We start from the raw sequence: 19,812 nt of genomic DNA, 5'->3' as shown, positions 1-19,812 counted from the left end.
GGGCTACGCGATAGCCCTCTTTCTTGTACGAGAAGGATAAACGTTTGTAGATGAAAGTGAAGTGAACTATAAAAGATATGGCTAAAAAGAAAACAAAATTTACATGTCAAGAATGTGGTTATCAGTCGCCAAAATATATGGGGAAATGTCCAGGATGTGGTCAATGGAATACGCTTGTTGAAGAGATGGAACCAGTTGTATCATCAAGACGCCTTAATTATGCCAATGCAATTCAATCAGAAGTAACAAAACCAAGACGCTTAACAGAGGTAGAAACAAAGTCTGAGGCGCGTATTGAAACGAAATTTCAAGAGTTTAACCGTGTACTTGGTGGCGGGATTGTAGATGGATCTTTAGTACTTATTGGTGGAGACCCTGGGATTGGGAAATCAACATTGTTATTACAAATTTCATCGCAATTAGCAGATTCTTTATATGATGTACTATACATATCAGGTGAGGAGTCAGCAAAGCAGATCAAACTTCGTGCAGATCGTTTGCATGTAAAGGGTAGTAATCTATTTGTTGTAGCAGAGACTGATTTACAGAGAATTGCAGCGCACATTGAGGAGATGAATCCAGCTTTTGTTGTTATTGACTCCATCCAGACGATACATTTACCTGAAGTGACGTCAGCCCCAGGGAGTGTAACGCAAGTACGTGAATGTACAGCGGAATTAATGAAACTTGCAAAGACGAAAGGGATTCCTATTTTTATCGTCGGACATGTGACAAAAGAAGGGGCAATTGCAGGACCACGTATGCTAGAACATATGGTTGATGCAGTTCTTTACTTTGAAGGAGATCGTCACCATACATATCGTATTTTGCGAGCTGTGAAGAACCGTTTTGGTTCCACAAATGAAATGGGTATCTTTGAAATGAAGGAACTAGGTCTTGCAGAAGTACTAAATCCTTCTGAAATTTTCCTTGAGGAACGTCCAGTTGGAGTTGCAGGATCCACAGTGGTTGCTTCAATGGAAGGAACAAGGCCGGTTTTAGTAGAAATACAAGCATTAATCTCCCCTACCAGTTTTGGAAATCCTCGAAGAATGGCGACGGGAATTGATCATAACCGCGTTTCACTTATTATGGCAGTGCTAGAAAAAAGAACAGGTTTATTGTTGCAAAATCAAGACGCATATTTAAAAGTTGCGGGTGGCTTGAAATTAGATGAACCAGCAATCGATTTAGCTGTCGCCTTAAGTATTGCTTCAAGTTTCAGAGATAAAGCTACTGCACCAGCCGATGCGGTAATAGGAGAAGTAGGCCTAACTGGAGAAATAAGAAGAGTATCAAGAATTGAACAACGTGTACAAGAAGCAGCGAAATTAGGATTTCAACGTGCTATTATTCCTAGAAAAAATTTGGGAGGATGGACAATTCCAGATGGGATTGAGGTAGTAGGTGTTTCTAATTTAGGAGAAGCGCTTCGTTTGACATTAGGAGGCTAGGCTATGGAGGAAAACAAGCAACGTGTCAAAAGTATGATTAATATTCTACAGCTTGTTGCCCCAGGAACACCACTACGCGAAGGGATAGATAACGTACTTCGTGCGCAAACTGGAGGGCTAATTGTTCTTGGGTATAATGAGCAGATTAAAAGTATTGTTGATGGAGGATTTCACATTAATTGTGCATTCTCGCCGGCTAGTTTATATGAATTAGCAAAAATGGATGGGGCACTTATTTTAAATGAAACTGGGAGCAAAATTTTAATTGCAAATGCACAATTAGTTCCAGATCCATCCATTGATTCTATTGAAACAGGTATGCGTCACCGAACGGCAGAGCGTGTAGCAAAGCAGACGGCTAGCCTTGTTGTGGCTATTTCACAAAGACGTAACGTAATTACACTATATCAAGGGAACTTACGTTATACACTAAAAGATATAGGTGTAATTTTAACAAAGGCAAACCAAGCTATTCAAACGTTAGAAAAATATAAAGCTGTATGGAATGATGGGATTACGAATTTGGGCATTCTAGAATTTGAAGAGGTCGTTACAATGTCCGAGGTAGTTCACGTTTTACATAGTGTTGAAATGGTACTGCGTATTAAAAATGAAATAGTGAGCTACATTCATGAGTTAGGAACGGAAGGAAGATTAATTCGTTTACAACTTACAGAATTACTAGCCGACTTAGAAGCAGAGGCAGCGTTATTAATTAAGGATTATTATCAAGAAAAAACGCAGGATCACCATCAAATTTTGAAAAAGTTACAAGATCTTGCAAATACACAGCTTTTAGAGGATAGCGATTTAGTTAAATTGCTCGGCTATCCAGGGCAAATGAGCTTAGAAGAAAGCGTGACACCGAGGGGATACCGAATCGCAAGCAAAATTTCTCGTGTTCCACCACTTATCATTGAAAATTTAATTAATCGATTTAAAACATTGCAAGGTGTTTGTCGTGCAACTATTAATGAATTGGATGATGTGGAAGGAATTGGGGAAGTTAGGGCGAAGAAAATACGAGAGGGCCTAAAAAGAATTCAAGAGCATCTCTATATGAGTAGACACAATTAAGAATATTACATTGATTCCATAATATAACGACACTAGAACATTTTTGTTATATGATATGGTATATTGGTAAATAAAACTATTTACAAAAAAACACGTCCGCTTTTGCATTCGGCGTTTTGATTAGCAAAACAATGGTTAATAATGAGTAGGAGGTGGTTGGATGTTAAAAAGGATCGTACAGCTCTTCTTTTTAGTGATCGGGGGAGCGTTAGGGATTTTTCTAATCCCAAAAGTTATTAATGTATTGGACGTTGGTGCTGTTCCTTTGCTTGAGGGATCGTACGTTCGTGCAATTATTGGTGCAATTATTTTATTTTTAACAACATTTTGGCTTGTGGATTATATTGTTCAACTTATTAAACATATCGAAGAAGCCCTTGTAAAGGCACCGGTAGCGGATGTTTTATTTGGTACATTAGGGTTGATCTCTGGTCTTATTGTTGCATATTTAATTTTGATACCAATTCGTGAATTTACGATTCCAGTCATTAGTACAGTATTACAAGTGTTCTTTACTCTTTTACTTGGTTATTTAGGATTCCAAGTAGGATTTAAAAAGAGAAATGAATTGCTAGGATTATTTACATTACCCCAGCGTGGAGGTAAGAAGAAAAACAATAGCGAGAACGAAGAGGTAGAGGTAGAAAAATCTACAACTCATTGGAAAATTCTCGATACAAGCGTAATTATTGATGGACGTATTGCGGATATTTGCCAAACGAAGTTTTTAGAAGGAACAATTGTGATTCCACAATTCGTATTAGAAGAGCTTCAGCATATTGCCGATTCTTCTGATGCTTTGAAGCGTAATCGTGGTCGCAGAGGATTAGACATTTTAAATCGTATTCAAAAAGAGCTACCAATTCCGGTGGAAATTTATGAAGGCGATTTTGAGGATATCCAAGAGGTGGATAGCAAGCTTGTAAAGTTAGCTAAAATCACTGGTGGAACTGTTGTAACAAATGATTTCAACTTAAACAAAGTTTCTGAATTACAAGGAGTAACAGTATTAAACATTAACGATTTAGCAAATGCAATTAAACCAGTCGTACTCCCTGGCGAAGAATTAAGTGTTTATGTTGTGAAAGATGGTAAAGAACAAAATCAAGGTGTGGCATATTTAGATGATGGCACGATGATTGTAGTAGAAGACGGTAGAGAATATGTCGGTTCGCAACTTAATGTACTAGTTACAAGTGTGTTGCAAACATCGGCAGGTCGTATGATTTTCGCAAAACGTAAATTATTAGAAAAAGCATTATAAGTAGAGGATTATTAATATGTATACGTTAATTATTCCAGCAGCGGGTCAAGGGAAACGGATGGGTGCTGGCAAAAACAAGTTGTTCTTACTTATAAATGGAGTACCTATCATTGTGCATACATTACGTGCTTTTGAAAAAGATAAAGCATGTAAACGTATTATCATGGCAATTAACGAAGAGGAACGCCCTTATTTTGAGGAGTTAATGCAGAAGTACCCGGTTGAAAAGCAGGTGCAATTTATTCAAGGCGGGGCCGAAAGACAAGATAGTGTGTATAATGCGCTTCAGTATGTGAGTGGTGTTGAATATGTTCTCGTACACGATGGTGCGCGCCCGTTCGTAACGAATAAGATGATGCAAGATGTATTAACTGCAGCAGAGAAATATGGTGCTTCCATTTGTGCGGTGCCAGTGAAGGATACCATTAAGAAAGTAGAACAGGGTGTTGTTGTTGAAACGGTAGAACGTTCTCAGCTTAAAGCGGTTCAAACACCGCAAGGATTTTCTGTTCCTCTTTTATTAGAAGCTCATAGAAGTGCAAAGCAAAGTTGTTTTCTTGGTACAGATGACGCGAGTCTCGTAGAACGTGTAGGGAAGAAAGTAGGCGTAGTAGAGGGGAGTTACTATAATATTAAAGTGACGACTCCAGAGGATTTACTAATTGCTGAAAGTTTCCTTCATGTTCAGAAAAAATAGAAGTGATGGTATTATAGTAAAGAAAAGCTCGGCAGTTGCCGGGCTTTTCTTTATAGAGATAGCAATATAATATAGAATTCATAAAGTAGTTTAGATTGAGGAGGATGTAAAGAATGTTTCGAATTGGACAAGGTTTTGATGTACATGAATTTGCGGAAGGTAGACCGTTAATTATCGGTGGAATTACAATTCCTCATGAAAAAGGATTAATCGGTCACTCGGATGCAGATGTATTGTTACATACGATTGCTGACGCATGTCTAGGAGCAATTGCAGCAGGAGATATTGGAAAACATTTTCCCGATACAGATCCTGCCTTTAAAGATGCGGATTCAGCTGTATTGTTACAAAAGGTTTGGGAATTTGTGCGTGAACAAGGTTATGAGCTAGGGAACCTAGATTGTACAATTATTGCCCAAAAGCCAAAAATGGCACCGCATATTGAAAGCATGCGTAAACGCATTAGTGAACTATTAGAAACGTCTATTGATAATATTAATGTAAAGGCAACAACAACAGAAAAATTAGGATTTACAGGTAGAGAAGAAGGGATTGCTTCTCAAGCGGTTGTTTTATTACAGAAAAAATAGTGGTTTTTAATTCGTAAGATGGATAATCACGTTTTTTTGGTGTACAATTATAGAATGTGTTGACATTAAGATTGGAAGGTGTACCAACTATGGAAAAGCAAGTGAGAGTGCGCTATGCGCCAAGTCCAACAGGACACTTACATATCGGAAATGCGCGTACGGCATTATTTAATTATTTATTTGCTCGTCATCAAGATGGTAAGTTTATTATTCGTATTGAAGATACTGATGTGAAACGTAATGTTGCTGGTGGAGAAGAAAGCCAATTAAAATACTTGAAATGGCTCGGTATGGACTGGGATGAAGGTGTTGATGTTGGTGGTGAATTTGGACCATATCGTCAAACAGAGCGTTTAGATATTTATAAAAAATTATATAAAGATTTATTAGAGCGTGATTTAGCTTACAAATGTTATATGACAGAAGAAGAGCTAGAAGCAGAGCGTGAAGGTCAAATCGCTCGTGGTGAAACACCGCGTTATGCAGGAAACCACCGTGATTTAACTGAGGAGCAAATTAAAGGATTTGAGGCTGAAGGCCGTATTCCAAGTATTCGCTTCCGTGTGCCGGCTGATAGCGACTACACGTTTAAAGATCTCGTAAAAGATGAAGTTGCATTCCATTCAAATGATTTTGGTGATTTCGTTATCGTGAAAAAAGATGGAATTCCAACTTATAACTTTGCGGTAGCGGTAGATGATCACTTAATGGAGATTACACACGTACTTCGTGGTGATGATCATATTTCAAACACGCCAAAACAAATGATGATTTATGAAGCTTTCGGTTGGGATATCCCGAAGTTCGGTCATATGACTTTAATTGTAAACGAAAGCCGTAAAAAGCTAAGTAAGCGTGACGAATCTATTATTCAATTTATTGAGCAATATAAAGAGCTTGGATATCTTCCAGAAGCAATCTTTAACTTTATTGCATTACTAGGTTGGTCACCAGTAGGTGAAGAAGAAGTCTTCTCTCAAGATGAGTTTATCAAAATGTTTGATGCAGCTCGTTTATCAAAATCACCTGCATTATTTGATTCCCAAAAACTAAAATGGATGAACAACCAATATATGAAAAAACAAGATTTAGATACGGTTGTTGAACTAAGCTTACCGCATTTAGTGAAGGCGGGTCGCGTAGGTGAAAACTTAAGCGAACAAGAACAAGCGTGGGTTCGTGATGTAATTGCTTTATATCATGACCAAATGAGCTTTGGAGCTGAAATTGTAGAGCTTTCTGAAATGTTCTTTAAAGATCATGTTGATCATGAAGAAGAGGGACAAGAAGTATTGAAAGGTGAACAAGTACCTGAAGTACTTCGTGCATTTGCCGATCAATTAGAAGCTTTAGAAGCAATGGAGCCAGCGGCAGTTAAGGCGGCTATTAAAGCAGTTCAAAAAGAAACAGGACATAAAGGTAAAAACCTATTTATGCCAATCCGTGTTGCTACTACTGGACAAACACATGGTCCAGAGCTTCCTAACGCTATTGCTCTTCTTGGAAAAGAAAAAGTTTTAAATCGTATTCAAAAAGTAATTGGTTAACATTTTCTAGGTTTAGCAATATAATAAGTATATCTAAAATCTAATAAGGAAAAGCGACGAGAAGGAGAAGTAGAAAATCAGGCTTTTTACAGAGAGAACCACCCTTAGGCTGGAAGTGGTTTATAAGCGGATTTTTGAAATGCCCCTTCGAGTCTTCTGTTGAACAGCGAAGTATTTCGCGGAACGTCTTAGGGCGCAAAGTAAACAGAAGCGGTGTAAACCGTTATCATGGATGAGTTTGAGGCTTCTTTAGCCTAAACAGAGTGGAACCGCGCTTAAAAGGCGTCTCTGTCTATATGACAGAGGCGTCTTTTTTTTATACCATGTAAATGGTGTGAGTATAAGTTTTATCCCCTTGTATAAAGATTTAGGGGGAAGTGGGGAGTTAGTTCACTCGAAAAAAGCAGCCCATAAAGGGGAGGGAACATCGATGTTTAAGAGGCTTCGGGAAGATATTGAAGTCGTTTTTGAACAGGATCCAGCGGCAAGAAGTTATTTCGAAGTCATTTTAACTTACTCTGGATTACATGCAGTTTGGGCCCATCGAATTGCACATGCTTTTTATAAAAGGGATTTTTTCTTTATGGCACGTTGGATTTCGCAAGTTAGTCGTTTTTTTACTGGCATTGAGATTCATCCAGGAGCAACTATTGGTCGTCGTTTTTTCATTGATCATGGAATGGGGGTTGTAATTGGAGAAACGTGTGAAATTGGCGAAAACGTAACAATTTATCAAGGTGTCACATTAGGTGGTACAGGTAAAGAAAAAGGAAAGAGGCACCCTACAATTCAGGATAATGTATTAATTGCAACAGGTGCTAAAGTACTAGGATCTATTACTATTGGAGAGAATTCTAAAATTGGAGCAGGATCTGTCGTGTTAAAGGAAGTTCCTGCGCATTCTACAGTTGTAGGTATACCTGGCCGAGTCGTTATTCAAAATGGAGTAAAGATTGGTCAAGAATTAAATCATTCTGATCTTCCGGATCCGATTTTTGATAAATTAAAGGTTATGGAAGTAGAACTTGATAAATTGAGAAAGCAACTCGAAGTAAAGGTAGGAAGGAAGGATAAAAATGACTATTCACATTTATAATACGTTAACGCGTCAAAAAGAAGAGTTTATGCCATTAGAAGAAAATAAGGTAAAGATGTATGTGTGCGGACCTACAGTGTATAACTACATTCACATTGGGAATGCAAGACCACCTATGGTGTTTGATACAGTACGCCGTTACTTAGAATATAAAGGATATGATGTGCAGTATGTATCTAACTTTACTGACGTGGATGATAAATTAATTAAGGCGGCAAACGAATTAGGTGAAGATGTGCCAACAATTGCAGATCGTTTTGTTGAAGCTTACTTTGAAGATGTAACGGCACTAGGTTGCAAACATGCAACGGTTCATCCACGTGTAACGGAAAATATGGATATCATTATTGAATTTATTCAAGAACTTGTGAATAAAGGGTATGCATATGAATCAGAAGGTGATGTGTACTTTAAAACGAAAGAATTCGAAGGTTACGGTAAATTATCACATCAACCGATTGCAGACTTACGTCACGGTGCACGTATTGAAGTAGGAGAAAAGAAACAAGACCCTCTTGATTTTGCTTTATGGAAAGCTGCGAAAGAAGGGGAAATCTTCTGGGAAAGCCCTTGGGGGAAAGGACGCCCAGGGTGGCATATTGAATGCTCAGCAATGGCGCGTAAATATTTAGGGGATACAATTGATATTCATGCTGGTGGTCAAGATTTAGCGTTTCCTCATCATGAAAATGAAATTGCGCAGTCTGAGGCGTTGACAGGAAAAACATTTGCACGTTATTGGATGCATAACGGATATATTAATATTAATAACGAGAAGATGTCTAAGTCGCTTGGAAACTTCATTTTAGTTCACGATATCATTAAACAATATGATCCACAGTTAATCAGGTTCTTTATGCTATCGGTACATTACCGTCACCCAATTAACTTTAGCGAGGATTTATTGCAAAGTACTAATAATGGACTAGAAAGAATTAAAACAGCTTACGGTAACTTAAAGCATCGTATGGAAAGTAGTACGGATTTAACGGACCATAATGAAAAATGGTTAGCTGAAATGGAAAAGTTCCAGGTTGCATTCGAAGAAGCGATGGATGATGATTTCAATACGGCTAATGCGATTACTGAATTATATAACGTAGCAAATCACGCAAATCAATATTTGTTAGAAGAACATACTTCTAAAGTTGTAATTGAAGCGTATGTAAAACAACTTGAAACATTATTTAGTATTTTAGGATTAGAATTAGCGCAAGAAGAGTTGCTTGATGAAGAAATTGAAGCACTAATCCAAAAGCGTATTGAAGCTCGTCAAAATCGTGACTTCGCACTATCTGATCAAATTCGCGATGATTTAAAAGGACGTAATATTATTTTAGAAGATACCGCTCAAGGTACAAGATGGAAAAGAGGATAAGAATGATTGATGCAAAGCAATTAAACAGCTTAGCTTTAGCATATATGGGTGATGCGGTATATGAGCAATATATCCGCTATCACCTCCTTCAAAAGGGGAAAGTTCGCCCTAATCAATTACATCGCTTAGGGACGAGCTTTGTTTCGGCAAAAGCACAGGCGAAAGTTGTTTATCATTTATTAGAAACGGCATTTTTGACAGAAGAGGAAGAGGCGGTATTAAGAAGAGGGCGTAATGCGAATTCGGGTACTGTTCCAAAAAATACAGATGTACAAACATATCGACACAGTACAGCCTTTGAAGCGCTAATCGGTTATCATCACTTGTTGAATAATCGTGAAAGATTGGACGAGATTGTATATAAGGCGATTGACGTTTTGGAAGAAAAGGAAGGGAGCACATCATCATGAGTAGTGAATATATTATCGGACGTAACCCTGTAATTGAAGCTTTAAGAGCGGGGCGAGATATTAATAAAATTTTGGTAGCGGAAGGTGCTGCCAAAGGACAAGTGCAAATTGTACTAGCATTAGCAAAAGAGAATAAGGTTATCTTGCAACACGCACCAAAGAAGAAATTAGATCAATTGGTTGAGGGTAATCATCAAGGTGTAATTGCTCAAGTAGCTGCATATCAATATGCTGAGTTAGAGGATTTGTTTAAATTAGCAGAAAAACGCAATGAAGATCCGTTCTTCTTAATTTTAGATGAAATTGAAGACCCACATAACTTAGGCTCTATTATGCGTACTGCGGATGCAACAGGGGCTCATGGGGTTATTATTCCAAAAAGAAGAGCGGTGGGGCTTACAGCGTCAGTTGCGAAAGCGTCGACTGGGGCAATTGAATATATTCCTGTTGCACGTGTAACAAACTTATCGCGTACAATTGATGAATTAAAAGAACGTGGACTTTGGATTGCTGGTACAGATGCCAAAGGGAAAACAGATTATCGTAATTTAGATGGTAATATGCCAATCGGACTAGTAATTGGTAGTGAAGGAAAAGGTATGAGTCGTATTATTGGTGAAAAGTGTGATTTCCTAATTACTTTACCGATGGTCGGTAAAGTTACATCCTTAAATGCTTCAGTAGCCGCAAGTTTGTTAATGTATGAGGTATATCGTAAACGTCACGAAATTGGTAAATAAAAAATGAACGATATTTTAATCGTTGACGGTTACAACATTATCGGGGCTTGGGGAGACTTGAAGAAACTGCGGGATGTAGATTTACAGTCATCAAGAGACGCACTTATTGATAAGATGGCGGATTATCAAGGCTATACAGGCACAAAGGTAATGATTGTCTTTGATGCCTATACAGTCTATGGTATTGAAAAAAAGATGAAACAATCACGGGTGGAAGTAATATTCACGAGAAAAAATCAAACTGCAGATGAAAAGATAGAACAACTTGCGATTGAGCTTAGAAATGTAAATACACAAATATACGTTGCAACTTCGGATTATACGGAGCAATGGATTATATTTGCGCAAGGTGCACTTCGAAAATCTGCGCGTGAATTAGAGTTAGAAGTGCAAGCGATGGAACAACAAGTAAGAAGGTGTACAAAAGACACGAAAGAAAAGCAACCCGCCATGCGAAAGATATTTAGTGAAGATATTACAGAAAAATTAGAAAAATTAAGAAGAGGAGAGCGTTGAAGCATTGACGCTCTTTATCTTTTTACTGTATAATATTGCTAAATATATAGCGGTCGGAGGGATCAGGGTGGAAGCAGGCTTCGTAAGTGTAGGCGACGTTACATTTCGTGATTTAGAGGATGAGGCAATCGTTGAGTTAGTTCGAAAAGGTAATACTGACGCTCTAGAATATTTAATTCACAAATATAAGAACTTTGTTCGCGCGAAATCAAGATCTTATTTCTTAGTGGGTGCCGATCGAGAAGATATTGTTCAAGAAGGCATGATTGGATTGTTTAAAGCTATTCGTGATTATAAAGGGGACAAGCTGTCTTCGTTCAAAGCATTTGCTGAACTGTGTATCACTCGACAAATTATTACCGCTATTAAAACAGCAACAAGGCAAAAACATATTCCGTTAAATTCGTATGTGTCTTTAGACAAGCCAATTTACGATGAGGAATCTGATCGAACATTATTAGATGTTATTTCGGAATCGAAAGTAACTGATCCAGAAGAGATGATTATAAGTCAGGAAGAATATACAGACATAGAATCTAAAATATCTGAATTATTAAGCGATTTAGAAAGAAAAGTGCTCTCTTTATACTTAGATGGTCGTTCCTATCAAGAAATTTCAGAACAGTTAAACAGGCACGTGAAATCTATTGATAACGCATTGCAGCGTGTAAAAAGGAAATTAGAAAGATATATGGAGATGAGAGAGAGCACAACTTTAAATTCATAGCAAGTGCCGCAGGTGTAAAATAATTCACCTGTTTTCTTTTTGTTAAGAGAGTGAAAGTCATGACATTGACATTGTCTTTTGTTGTATGATACATTTTTAGGGACAATGTTACAAGGTTGGTGTAACTAATGAGGAAAAAAGTTGTACTCTCATGTGAAGAGTGTAAAAATCGAAACTACTCTACGATGAAAGATACGAGCTCAGTAGAGCGACTTGAGATAAAGAAGTTTTGTAAAACATGCAATAAGCATACAGTTCACAAAGAAACAAAATAAATAATTGAAATAATAAACTGGAGGTCCCGTAGATGCGTTTAACGAACTTTTTCGGCGATGTAGGTCGCGAAATGAAAAAAGTAAGTTGGCCTAAAAAAGATGAATTACTCCGATCAACAACGACTGTTATCGCGACAGTTGTGTTCTTTGCGATTTTCTTCGCAGTGGTTGATATGGGCATTTCTTCTTTAATTCGGTTAATTCTTGGTTAATTCTTGAATAAGAAGCACTTATCCATGATATAATGTTATTTATAAGAACTGTGTAAAAGCCCGGTGAACGGGTTTTTTCATTTGCGCAAAAAAATGTACGTCAGGGAGGGAAGGACGCTCGTCCTAAATGAATGGAAAAAAGTTGGTATGTTGTCCATACTTATTCTGGATATGAAAATAAAGTAAAAGCAAACCTAGAGAAACGTGTAGAATCAATGGGTATGCAAGATAAAATTTTCCGTGTTGTTGTCCCGGAAGAAGTAGAAGTAGAAATGAAAAATGGTAAAGAAAAAATAACGAAAAGAAAAGTGTTCCCAGGTTACGTATTAGTAGAACTAATCATGACTGACGATTCTTGGTATGTTGTTCGTAATACGCCAGGTGTAACAGGCTTTGTCGGTTCTTCTGGTTCAGGATCTAAACCATCGCCTCTATTAGAAGAGGAAGTTGTTACCATCATGAAGCATATGGGAATGGACAATGAAGTGGTTGATTTCGAATTTGAACTTCATGAAACAGTGCGTGTAAATGAGGGGCCATTCGCGGATTATACAGGTGCGATTGAAGAAATTGATGTGGAAAAGAAAAAAGTTAGCGTGCTTGTAGACATGTTCGGTCGCGAGACTCCGGTTGAACTTGATTTCCATCAAATTGAAAAATTATAAAATGAAACTTGAAATGAATTGTAAAAAGTGATAATATCTTTTAAGTCAGTACGTCTTCGGTAACGGAGACGTTTTTTGAAAAAGATTTTATCATAATGATAAAATATGAAGTGGGAGGGCAAATCACTGCCCAATTGACCACATCACGGACTTAAGGAGGTGTGTCTCGTGGCTAAAAAGGTAATTAAAATGGTAAAACTTCAGATTCCTGCAGGTAAAGCTAATCCAGCTCCGCCGGTTGGTCCAGCATTAGGACAAGCAGGTGTTAACATCATGGGCTTCTGTAAAGAGTTTAACGCTCGTACAGCTGATCAAGCTGGTCTTATCATCCCTGTTGAAATTACGGTATTTGAAGACCGTTCATTCACTTTCATTACTAAAACTCCTCCTGCTGCTGTTCTTCTTAAGAAAGTAGCTGGTATTGAGTCTGGTTCTGGTGAACCAAACCGTAATAAAGTGGCAACTGTTAAGCGTGATAAAGTACGCGAAATCGCTGAAACTAAAATGCCTGACCTAAACGCTGCTAGCGTAGAAGCTGCAATGCGTATGGTTGAAGGTACTGCGCGCAGTATGGGCATCGTTATCGAAGACTAATTCGATTTGTTTTTTGTAAAAAAGGTTGCGGGTCTGGAATTCCAATTCGCAACCTTTATTATCGTAAATGATCATCATTTTTAAATAAATGGATGGGCGCACATCCTCGGGGGTTCCCGGAATGAAGGCGTAAACGTGGGAGGTTATTCCGCTAAAACCACATTCAAGGAGGAAACAAACATGGCTAAAAGAGGTAAAAAGTACGTTGAAGCTGCGAAGCTTGTTGATCGTGCATCTGCTTACTCTGCAACAGAAGCAGTAGAATTAGTAAAGAAAACAAACACAGCTAAATTTGATGCAACTGTAGAAGCTGCATTCCGTTTAGGTGTTGACCCTAAGAAAGCTGACCAACAAATTCGTGGTGCAGTTGTTCTTCCACACGGTACTGGTAAAGTACAACGTGTATTAGTATTCGCTAAAGGCGAAAAAGCAAAAGAAGCTGAAGCTGCTGGCGCTGAATTCGTAGGCGATGCTGATTACATCGGTAAAATCCAAAAAGGTTGGTTCGATTTCGATGTAGTAGTAGCAACTCCTGACATGATGGGTGAAGTTGGTAAACTTGGTCGTGTATTAGGACCTAAAGGTTTAATGCCAAACCCTAAAACTGGAACAGTTACTTTCGATGTAACTAAAGCTGTTAACGAAATCAAAGCTGGTAAAGTTGAATACCGCGTTGATAAAGCTGGTAACATCCACGTTCCAATCGGTAAAGTATCTTTCGAAGATGCTAAATTAGTAGAAAACTTCAAAACAATTGCTGACACGCTACAAAAAGCTAAGCCAGCTGCTGCAAAAGGTACTTACATGAAGAACGCAACTGTTGCTTCTACAATGGGACCTGGCGTACGCGTAGACGTTTCTACACTTGCGTAAAAATTGGAAGTTGACTTCATAAAGAAGTTTTAATATAATCATTTATGTTGTGAATTTTAATAGTGTACCGTAGACAGTAGGAGTCGATTCGACTTAATTTCCTACCTAGGTGTTAATATACGAAGCGGAATCTTTTTTCTGTGACTATATGCCTCCATGTCTACAAGTTGGGCATGGAGGTTTTTAGTGCACTTTCGGTACATCTTCTATATAATCTACAGGAGGTGTAATAACATGAGCAAAGTAATCGAAACTAAACAACAAGTTGTAACTGAAATCGCTGAAAAACTTCGCGCGAGTAAATCTACAATTGTTGTTGACTACCGTGGTTTAACAGTTTCTGAAGCAACAGAATTACGTAAAAACTTACGTGAAGCTGGCGTTGAGTTCAAAGTTTACAAAAACTCTTTAACTCGTCGTGCTGCAGAGTCTGCTGAAATGGCTGAGTTAAACGAATTCTTAACAGGACCAAACGCAATCGCGTTCAGTAACGAGGATGTAGTTGCTCCTGCGAAAGTATTAAACGACTTCGCTAAAAATCATGAAGCTTTAGAAATTAAAGCGGGCGTAATCGAAGGTAAACTTGTAACACTTGATGAGGTTAAAGCTATCGCTACTCTTCCATCACGTGAAGGCTTACTTTCTATGCTTCTTAGCGTTCTTCAAGCTCCAATCCGTAACCTTGCACTTGCTACTAAAGCAGTTGCAGATCAAAAGGAAGAGCAAGGCGCTTAATTTTTTAAAAGATAATTACTTGTTATCTATAAAACAATACAAACCTATTTAAGGGAGGATATTTACAATGACTAAAGAACAAATCATTGAAGCAGTTAAATCTATGACTGTATTAGAACTTAACGACTTAGTAAAAGCTATCGAGGAAGAATTCGGCGTAACTGCTGCTGCTCCTGTAGCTGTAGCTGGTGGCGCTGGTGAAGCTGCTGCTGAGCAAACTGAATTTGACGTAGTACTTGCAAGTGCTGGCGCTCAAAAAATCAAAGTTATCAAAGCTGTACGTGAAATCACTGGTCTTGGCTTAAAAGAAGCTAAAGAATTAGTTGACAACACTCCAAAAGCAATCAAAGAAGGCGTTACTAAAGAGGAAGCTGAAGAAATGAAAGCTAAACTTGAAGAAGTTGGCGCTGCTGTAGAAGTTAAGTAATTAACTTTTGGTGCTTTAAAAAAAGCTCGCTCTTATGCGAGCTTTTTTTTTAACTGTAAAGAAAAGAGGTGGCCATATGGCAGACCATTATTTTTCTAACGACCCTTCTAGTAAAAGTGATCGTAAACGATGGGAAGTTACACTTCGTGAATCTCGATTTACTTTTTTATCTGACCATGGGGTGTTCTCGAAAAACGAAGTGGACTTTGGTTCTCGTCTTTTAATTGAAGCGTTTCAAATGCCAGATGTTAAAGGTAATGTGTTAGACGTAGGATGTGGGTACGGTCCAATCGGTTTGTCGTTAGCGAAAGAGTTTCAAAATCGTGAAATTCACATGGTGGATGTGAATGAAAGGGCCTTGGGACTTGCAAAAGAAAATGCCGCTAATAACAGAATTGAAAATATACGTATTTTGCAAAGTAGTGTCTATGAAAATGTAGATGGCAAGTATGCTGTTATTCTATCTAATCCTCCAATTCGTGCTGGTAAAGATATCGTGCATGAGATTTTAGAAAAGGCTGTGGAGTATTTAGTTTCAGGTGGAGAATTGTGGATTGTTATTCAAAAGAAACAAGGTGCGCCATCTGCGATGAAAAAACTAGAAGAAGTATTTTCTGAAGTTGAAGTTGTAGAAAAGAAAAAAGGATATTATATCATAAAATCAAAAAAGCGTTGACGGTTATTTTTGGCTATGTTAACATTATACAATGCCAATATATGATTTTCTGCGTTGAGAAAGATGTATATTTTTGCTTCTCTTGGAAAAGATAGTAAAATCAGCAGATTATGAAACAGAATGATGGTTTTCTTATAGAAGCCATTTTTCTTTTTTGAGCAGGTAGAAAGACTCAACGTATCTATCTTTAAGAGAAAAAAACTACGCTAATAGCAGTAGTTGTATTTATTTGTGATTTTGCACAAATTTTTTTGTGCATTTATAATACTCATGATTTGAGGGGTGAAGCAGTTGACAGGTCAACTAGTTCAATACGGACGCCACCGCCAACGAAGAAGTTATGCCCGTATTAGTGAAGTATTAGAGTTACCAAATCTTATCGAAATTCAAACCTCTTCTTATCAGTGGTTTCTTGATGAGGGTTTGCGAGAAATGTTCCAAGACATTTCTCCGATCGAAGACTTTACGGGAAATCTATCGCTTGAATTTATCGACTACAGCTTGGGTGAACCTAAATACTCTGTAGAAGAATGCAAAGAGCGTGATGTGACGTATGCAGCACCACTTCGTGTAAAAGTGCGTCTAATCAACAAGGAAACTGGTGAAGTAAAAGAACAAGATGTGTTCATGGGAGATTTCCCACTCATGACAGAGACTGGAACATTCGTAATTAACGGTGCAGAACGTGTTATCGTTTCCCAGTTAGTTCGCTCTCCAAGCGTATACTATAGTGGCAAAGTGGATAAAAACGGAAAACGTGGTTTTACTGCTACTGTAATTCCAAACCGCGGAGCTTGGTTAGAGTATGAAACAGATGCTAAGGATGTTGTATATGTGCGTATTGACCGTACGCGTAAACTTCCTGTAACTGTTTTGTTACGCGCATTAGGGTTTGGCTCTGATCAAGAAATCACCGAGCTTTTAGGTGATAACGAATACTTAAGCAATACGTTAGAAAAAGACAACACAGATAGCACTGAGAAGGCATTGCTTGAAATTTATGAGCGTCTACGCCCTGGTGAACCACCAACAGTAGAAAATGCAAAGAGCTTACTTGTGTCTCGTTTCTTTGATCCGAAGCGCTACGATTTAGCAAATGTAGGTCGCTATAAGATCAACAAAAAGCTACACATTAAAAACAGATTGTTTAACCAACGTTTAGCTGAAACACTGGTGGATCCAGAAACTGGTGAAATTTTAGCGGCAGAAGGAACAGTCCTAGATCGTCGTACACTGGATCGCATTCTACCTTACTTAGAGAAAAACATTGGATTCAAAACAGCGAAACCAATGGGTGGAGTGGTAGCAGGCGATGTTGAGCTGCAATCTATTAAGATTTATGCTCCAGAATCAGAAGGCGAACGATCTATAAACGTAATTGGGAATGCAAATATTACTCGTGATATAAAACACATCACACCAGGTGATATTCTTGCTTCTATTAGCTACTTCTTTAACTTGCTATATAAAGTAGGGGATACAGATGATATTGACCACTTAGGAAATCGTCGTCTGCGTTCTGTAGGAGAGTTACTACAAAACCAATTCCGTATCGGTCTTTCTCGTATGGAACGTGTTGTTCGTGAGAGAATGTCGATTCAAGATACAAATGCAATTACACCACAAGCGTTAATTAACATTCGCCCGGTTATTGCATCTATTAAAGAGTTCTTCGGAAGTTCTCAGTTATCTCAGTTCATGGATCAAACAAACCCATTAGCAGAGTTAACTCACAAACGAAGACTATCTGCATTAGGACCCGGTGGTTTAACGCGTGAGCGCGCAGGCTTTGAAGTACGTGACGTTCACTACTCTCACTATGGTCGTATGTGTCCAATTGAAACACCAGAGGGACCAAACATCGGTTTGATTAACTCATTATCTTCGTTTGCGAAAGTAAATGAGTTTGGTTTCATTGAAACGCCATACCGTCGTGTTGACCCAGAAACTGGTCTTGTAACAGGGCAGGTTGATTATTTAACAGCAGATGAAGAAGATAACTATGTTGTAGCCCAAGCGAATATGAAATTATCTGAAGTAGGGGAATTCCTTGATGAAGATATCGTAGCTCGTTTCCGTGGTGAAAACATTGTCACAAATAAAGAACGCATCGACTACATGGATGTATCTCCAAAACAAGTAGTGTCGGCAGCGACAGCTTGTATTCCGTTCTTAGAAAACGATGACTCTAACCGCGCACTTATGGGAGCGAACATGCAACGTCAGGCGGTTCCGTTAATAAATCCGGAATCTCCGATTGTAGGTACAGGTATGGAGTACGTATCAGCAAAAGACTCAGGTGCTGCAGTAATCTGTAAACAGCCTGGTGTTGTTGAGCGCGTAGAAGCACGTGAAGTTTGGGTACGTCGCTATGTAGACGTTGACGGTCAAACAGTAAAAGGCGACTTAGATCGCTACAAAATGCAAAAATTCATTCGTTCTAACCAAGGAACTTGCTACAACCAACGTCCAATCGTAAGTGTTGGAGACCAAGTTGTAAAAGGTGAAATCCTTGCGGATGGTCCTTCTATGGAACTAGGTGAACTGGCGCTTGGACGTAACGTGCTTGTTGGCTTTATGACATGGGACGGTTATAACTATGAGGATGCGATCATCATGAGTGAGCGCCTTGTAAAAGATGATGTGTACACTTCTATCCATATTGAAGAATATGAATCAGAAGCTCGTGATACGAAGCTTGGACCAGAAGAAATTACACGTGATATCCCGAATGTTGGAGAAGATGCACTTCGTAATCTTGACGAGCGCGGTATTATTCGCGTCGGTGCTGAAGTAAAAGATGGAGATCTACTTGTTGGTAAAGTAACGCCAAAAGGTGTAACAGAATTAACGGCAGAAGAACGTCTATTACATGCAATCTTCGGTGAAAAAGCACGTGAAGTACGTGATACATCACTACGTGTACCACACGGTGGTGGCGGTATTATCTTAGACGTAAAAGTGTTTAACCGTGAAGATGGCGATGAATTGCCACCAGGCGTGAATCAACTTGTACGTGCATATATCGTTCAAAAGCGTAAAATTTCTGAAGGTGACAAAATGGCCGGTCGTCATGGTAACAAAGGTGTTATCTCCCGTATTTTACCGGAAGAAGATATGCCTTACTTACCAGATGGTACGCCAATCGATATCATGTTAAACCCATTAGGGGTACCATCTCGTATGAATATCGGTCAGGTATTAGAGCTTCATCTTGGTATGGCAGCAAGATACCTTGGTATTCACATTGCAACACCGGTATTCGATGGTGCTCGTGAGGAAGATGTATGGGGCACAATTGAAGAAGCTGGTATGGCAAATGACGCGAAAACAATCCTGTATGACGGACGTACTGGTGAGCCATTCGATAACCGTGTATCTGTTGGTGTCATGTATATGATCAAACTTGCGCACATGGTTGACGATAAACTTCATGCTCGTTCTACTGGACCATACTCACTTGTAACGCAGCAACCTCTTGGAGGTAAAGCTCAGTTCGGTGGACAGCGTTTCGGTGAGATGGAGGTTTGGGCACTTGAAGCTTATGGTGCTGCTTATACTCTTCAAGAAATCTTAACAGTGAAGTCTGATGATGTTATTGGACGTGTTAAGACGTATGAAGCAATTGTTAAAGGTGAAAATGTTCCAGAACCAGGCGTTCCTGAATCATTCAAAGTATTGATTAAAGAACTGCAAAGTTTAGGTATGGACGTTAAAATGATGTCTATCAACGATACAGAAATTGAAATGCGTGATACGGAAGATGACGATGATCATCAATCAGCAGATAAATTGAATGTTGAAGTTGAGACAACTAAGGAATAATTGGGATAACCTGTAGACTAAAAGGGAGGTAGGC

The 19,812-nt window shown here is 38.6% G+C and carries 21 protein-coding genes and 2 other annotated features; all 21 genes read left to right on the top strand.

Annotation, left to right across the window (positions count from 1 at the left end):
- The first annotated feature begins 77 nt into the window (after positions 1-77).
- Positions 78-1,454, top strand: coding sequence for a DNA repair protein RadA (radA, locus tag BG05_RS03890; RefSeq protein ID WP_002169331.1), 1,377 nt, complete (start codon positions 78-80; stop codon positions 1,452-1,454).
- Between the two features lie 3 nt (positions 1,455-1,457).
- On the top strand, positions 1,458-2,531 hold the full coding sequence (gene disA, locus BG05_RS03885; protein WP_000392162.1) for a DNA integrity scanning diadenylate cyclase DisA: 1,074 nt from the start codon (positions 1,458-1,460) through the stop codon (positions 2,529-2,531).
- A gap of 160 nt (positions 2,532-2,691) precedes the next feature.
- Positions 2,692-3,795, top strand: coding sequence for a PIN/TRAM domain-containing protein (locus BG05_RS03880; RefSeq protein ID WP_002063406.1), 1,104 nt, complete (start codon positions 2,692-2,694; stop codon positions 3,793-3,795).
- A gap of 16 nt (positions 3,796-3,811) precedes the next feature.
- Positions 3,812-4,492: a 2-C-methyl-D-erythritol 4-phosphate cytidylyltransferase gene (gene ispD / locus BG05_RS03875; protein ID WP_002009811.1), complete on the top strand. Its 681-nt coding sequence runs from the start codon at positions 3,812-3,814 to the stop codon at positions 4,490-4,492.
- 113 nt (positions 4,493-4,605) lie between these two features.
- Positions 4,606-5,082: a 2-C-methyl-D-erythritol 2,4-cyclodiphosphate synthase gene (gene ispF / locus BG05_RS03870; RefSeq protein ID WP_000488386.1), complete on the top strand. Its 477-nt coding sequence runs from the start codon at positions 4,606-4,608 to the stop codon at positions 5,080-5,082.
- Between the two features lie 89 nt (positions 5,083-5,171).
- The gene (gene gltX, locus BG05_RS03865) at positions 5,172-6,629 is read left to right on the top strand and encodes a glutamate--tRNA ligase (protein WP_002091496.1); all 1,458 of its coding nucleotides are present in this window, start codon (positions 5,172-5,174) and stop codon (positions 6,627-6,629) included.
- Positions 6,630-6,676: 47 nt separating this feature from the next.
- Positions 6,677-6,922, top strand: a binding site (T-box leader).
- Positions 6,923-7,059: 137 nt separating this feature from the next.
- A complete protein-coding gene (gene cysE, locus BG05_RS03860) occupies positions 7,060-7,725 on the top strand; it encodes a serine O-acetyltransferase (protein WP_002169329.1) in 666 nt (221 codons plus the stop codon).
- Entirely contained in the window at positions 7,706-9,103 is a 1,398-nt protein-coding gene (gene cysS / locus BG05_RS03855) for a cysteine--tRNA ligase (RefSeq protein WP_002091500.1), read from the top strand. The genes cysE and cysS overlap by 20 nt, the downstream gene beginning before the upstream one ends.
- Positions 9,104-9,105: 2 nt before the next feature.
- Positions 9,106-9,513, top strand: a complete 408-nt coding sequence (locus BG05_RS03850; protein ID WP_002063411.1) for a Mini-ribonuclease 3 — start codon at positions 9,106-9,108, stop codon at positions 9,511-9,513.
- Positions 9,510-10,253, top strand: a complete 744-nt coding sequence (gene rlmB / locus BG05_RS03845) for a 23S rRNA (guanosine(2251)-2'-O)-methyltransferase RlmB (RefSeq protein WP_002091503.1) — start codon at positions 9,510-9,512, stop codon at positions 10,251-10,253. The genes BG05_RS03850 and rlmB overlap by 4 nt, the downstream gene beginning before the upstream one ends.
- Before the next feature lie 3 nt (positions 10,254-10,256).
- Entirely contained in the window at positions 10,257-10,769 is a 513-nt protein-coding gene (locus BG05_RS03840; protein WP_002169327.1) for an NYN domain-containing protein, read from the top strand.
- 67 nt (positions 10,770-10,836) lie between these two features.
- The gene (locus BG05_RS03835) at positions 10,837-11,496 is read left to right on the top strand and encodes an RNA polymerase factor sigma-70 (RefSeq protein WP_002009799.1); all 660 of its coding nucleotides are present in this window, start codon (positions 10,837-10,839) and stop codon (positions 11,494-11,496) included.
- Between the two features lie 128 nt (positions 11,497-11,624).
- Positions 11,625-11,771, top strand: coding sequence for a 50S ribosomal protein L33 (rpmG, locus tag BG05_RS29150; RefSeq protein ID WP_012260172.1), 147 nt, complete (start codon positions 11,625-11,627; stop codon positions 11,769-11,771).
- Positions 11,772-11,803: 32 nt separating this feature from the next.
- On the top strand, positions 11,804-11,983 hold the full coding sequence (secE, locus tag BG05_RS03830) for a preprotein translocase subunit SecE (RefSeq protein ID WP_002009797.1): 180 nt from the start codon (positions 11,804-11,806) through the stop codon (positions 11,981-11,983).
- 131 nt (positions 11,984-12,114) lie between these two features.
- The gene (gene nusG, locus BG05_RS03825; RefSeq protein WP_002009795.1) at positions 12,115-12,648 is read left to right on the top strand and encodes a transcription termination/antitermination protein NusG; all 534 of its coding nucleotides are present in this window, start codon (positions 12,115-12,117) and stop codon (positions 12,646-12,648) included.
- Positions 12,649-12,816: 168 nt separating this feature from the next.
- A complete protein-coding gene (gene rplK, locus BG05_RS03820; protein ID WP_001085872.1) occupies positions 12,817-13,242 on the top strand; it encodes a 50S ribosomal protein L11 in 426 nt (141 codons plus the stop codon).
- A gap of 180 nt (positions 13,243-13,422) precedes the next feature.
- Positions 13,423-14,115 carry a 50S ribosomal protein L1 gene (gene rplA, locus BG05_RS03815; protein WP_002009792.1) on the top strand — a complete coding sequence of 231 codons (693 nt, stop codon included), beginning with the start codon at positions 13,423-13,425 and terminating at the stop codon, positions 14,113-14,115.
- Between the two features lie 49 nt (positions 14,116-14,164).
- Positions 14,165-14,310 (top strand) — a sequence feature (ribosomal protein L10 leader region).
- 39 nt (positions 14,311-14,349) lie between these two features.
- Positions 14,350-14,850 carry a 50S ribosomal protein L10 gene (rplJ, locus tag BG05_RS03810; RefSeq protein ID WP_002009790.1) on the top strand — a complete coding sequence of 167 codons (501 nt, stop codon included), beginning with the start codon at positions 14,350-14,352 and terminating at the stop codon, positions 14,848-14,850.
- Positions 14,851-14,917: 67 nt separating this feature from the next.
- The gene (gene rplL, locus BG05_RS03805; protein WP_002009788.1) at positions 14,918-15,277 is read left to right on the top strand and encodes a 50S ribosomal protein L7/L12; all 360 of its coding nucleotides are present in this window, start codon (positions 14,918-14,920) and stop codon (positions 15,275-15,277) included.
- 76 nt (positions 15,278-15,353) lie between these two features.
- Positions 15,354-15,953: a class I SAM-dependent methyltransferase gene (locus BG05_RS03800; protein WP_002124684.1), complete on the top strand. Its 600-nt coding sequence runs from the start codon at positions 15,354-15,356 to the stop codon at positions 15,951-15,953.
- Positions 15,954-16,244: 291 nt separating this feature from the next.
- Complete coding sequence (gene rpoB / locus BG05_RS03795) at positions 16,245-19,778, top strand: DNA-directed RNA polymerase subunit beta (RefSeq protein ID WP_002113316.1); 3,534 nt, start codon at positions 16,245-16,247, stop codon at positions 19,776-19,778.
- Positions 19,779-19,812 lie beyond the last annotated feature (34 nt).

Origin of the sequence: Bacillus mycoides, assembly GCF_000832605.1 — a bacterium.
Classification (GTDB): domain Bacteria; phylum Bacillota; class Bacilli; order Bacillales; family Bacillaceae_G; genus Bacillus_A; species Bacillus_A mycoides.
Note: the sequence above shows the minus strand (reverse complement) of the source record. Positions and strands in the feature narration are given on the sequence as shown.

Bases quoted from the DNA above. Each gene is read 5' to 3' on its own strand.
- radA (WP_002169331.1), top strand. From the start codon at position 78: ATGGCTAAAAAGAAAACAAAATTTACATGTCAAGAATGTGGTTATCAG.
- disA (WP_000392162.1), top strand. From the start codon at position 1,458: ATGGAGGAAAACAAGCAACGTGTCAAAAGTATGATTAATATTCTACAG.
- BG05_RS03880 (WP_002063406.1), top strand. From the start codon at position 2,692: ATGTTAAAAAGGATCGTACAGCTCTTCTTTTTAGTGATCGGGGGAGCG.
- ispD (WP_002009811.1), top strand. From the start codon at position 3,812: ATGTATACGTTAATTATTCCAGCAGCGGGTCAAGGGAAACGGATGGGT.
- ispF (WP_000488386.1), top strand. From the start codon at position 4,606: ATGTTTCGAATTGGACAAGGTTTTGATGTACATGAATTTGCGGAAGGT.
- gltX (WP_002091496.1), top strand. From the start codon at position 5,172: ATGGAAAAGCAAGTGAGAGTGCGCTATGCGCCAAGTCCAACAGGACAC.
- cysE (WP_002169329.1), top strand. From the start codon at position 7,060: ATGTTTAAGAGGCTTCGGGAAGATATTGAAGTCGTTTTTGAACAGGAT.
- cysS (WP_002091500.1), top strand. From the start codon at position 7,706: ATGACTATTCACATTTATAATACGTTAACGCGTCAAAAAGAAGAGTTT.
- BG05_RS03850 (WP_002063411.1), top strand. From the start codon at position 9,106: ATGATTGATGCAAAGCAATTAAACAGCTTAGCTTTAGCATATATGGGT.
- rlmB (WP_002091503.1), top strand. From the start codon at position 9,510: ATGAGTAGTGAATATATTATCGGACGTAACCCTGTAATTGAAGCTTTA.
- BG05_RS03840 (WP_002169327.1), top strand. From the start codon at position 10,257: ATGAACGATATTTTAATCGTTGACGGTTACAACATTATCGGGGCTTGG.
- rpmG (WP_012260172.1), top strand. From the start codon at position 11,625: ATGAGGAAAAAAGTTGTACTCTCATGTGAAGAGTGTAAAAATCGAAAC.
- secE (WP_002009797.1), top strand. From the start codon at position 11,804: ATGCGTTTAACGAACTTTTTCGGCGATGTAGGTCGCGAAATGAAAAAA.
- nusG (WP_002009795.1), top strand. From the start codon at position 12,115: ATGGAAAAAAGTTGGTATGTTGTCCATACTTATTCTGGATATGAAAAT.
- rplA (WP_002009792.1), top strand. From the start codon at position 13,423: ATGGCTAAAAGAGGTAAAAAGTACGTTGAAGCTGCGAAGCTTGTTGAT.
- rplJ (WP_002009790.1), top strand. From the start codon at position 14,350: ATGAGCAAAGTAATCGAAACTAAACAACAAGTTGTAACTGAAATCGCT.
- rplL (WP_002009788.1), top strand. From the start codon at position 14,918: ATGACTAAAGAACAAATCATTGAAGCAGTTAAATCTATGACTGTATTA.
- BG05_RS03800 (WP_002124684.1), top strand. From the start codon at position 15,354: ATGGCAGACCATTATTTTTCTAACGACCCTTCTAGTAAAAGTGATCGT.